General features: G+C 68.8%; 2 protein-coding genes. Both read right to left on the bottom strand.

Annotation, left to right across the window (positions count from 1 at the left end; translation table 11 throughout):
• On the bottom strand, positions 1-246 hold a 246-nt coding region (locus HUK84_RS19015; protein ID WP_281362866.1), incomplete at its 3' end, for an SIR2 family NAD-dependent protein deacylase.
• An 86-nt stretch (positions 247-332) separates the two neighbouring features.
• A partial coding sequence (locus HUK84_RS19010) for a cytochrome c (RefSeq protein WP_176641615.1) occupies positions 333-1,233 on the bottom strand: 901 nt, incomplete at its 5' end.

Here is a 1,233-nt window from a genome sequence, read left to right as displayed (position 1 = left end):
CCCGTCGCGCGCGGCCCGCTCCAGCCGCGCCAGCGCGTGATGCGCCGCATTGGGCGCCGCCCGCATCACCTCCGCCCTGCGGTCGTTATAGAAACCGTTCACCAGCAGCGGGTCGCGGCGAAAGGCCGCCGGCGTGCAGACCTCCGCGATGTCGTAACGGCTCCAGACCCCGTCGCCGTCGCGAAATGTGTGCAGGCCGGACTCTTGGCTGATCCCGGCGCCCGTCAGGACGACGATGTTGCGCATGCTCCCGCCTCGCGTCACGCATCGAATGATGGAAAGGACAGAGATGGGCGCGATCATGCCCGAATGCCACTCTTATTGCGCGTCGCCTATTGCGCTTCATCGATTCCCGCATGGGTCCGCGGGGCGAAGGTCCAGCCGGCGCCATAACGCTGCGGCAGCAGGATCAGCCATCCGCCGCCCGATTCATTCCAGCCGGGCGATATCGGCTTCCCTCCGTCGCGCAGCCTCGCCACCTCCGCGGGCGAGACATTGGCCGGCGCATCGTTGCCCCAGCCGGTACGGATGAAGTTCACCACGTCGGCGATCTGCTGCGGCGACAGAGTCGCGCCATAGGCGGGCATGGCCACCGCCGACGGCGCCCGGTCGGTCGGCGGCAGCACCCCGCCATTGGTCACGACATTGACCACCGATGTCGGATCGTCGGTCACCACCACCGGGTTGCCGGCCAGCGGCGGGAACAGCCGCGGAATGCCGGCGCCGTCGACGCTGTGGCAGACGGCGCATTCGCGCAGATAGATTTCCGCCCCCGCCACGCCCGCGATCTTGCCTTCGTCCAGCATCTCGGCGGTCGAGGGGTCATAGACGTAATCGCCCCGCGCCGGGGGGACTGCCGGCAGGCTCTTCAGGTATCTGGCGATCGCCCGCAGATCGCCGTCGGTGAAATATCGCGTGCTCCAGGCCAGCACATCGGCCATGCCGCCGAAGACCGCGGCATGATCGGTCCGCCCCGATTTCAGGAAATAATACAGATCTTCCTCGGACCAGCGTCCCAACCCAAGGACCGGATCGCTGCGCAGGCTGGGCGCCACCCAGTTGTCGATCGGCGCGCCGCCCGACAGATAGGCCGCGCCGTCGCGCGCATCCAGCGCCACCTCCTCCATCGCGAAGCCGCGCGGCGTATGGCAGGCGCCGCAATGACCCGGACCGGTCACCAGATATTCCCCCCGCGCCACCACCGGGTCCTCGCCGGGGGCCGGCACGAAGGCG

It is taken from the genome of Nguyenibacter vanlangensis (genome assembly GCF_013376155.1).
Taxonomy (GTDB): Bacteria; Pseudomonadota; Alphaproteobacteria; order Acetobacterales; family Acetobacteraceae; genus Gluconacetobacter; species Gluconacetobacter vanlangensis.
The sequence above is the reverse complement of the archived record's forward strand: the minus strand, read 5'-3'. Positions and strand labels throughout refer to the sequence as shown.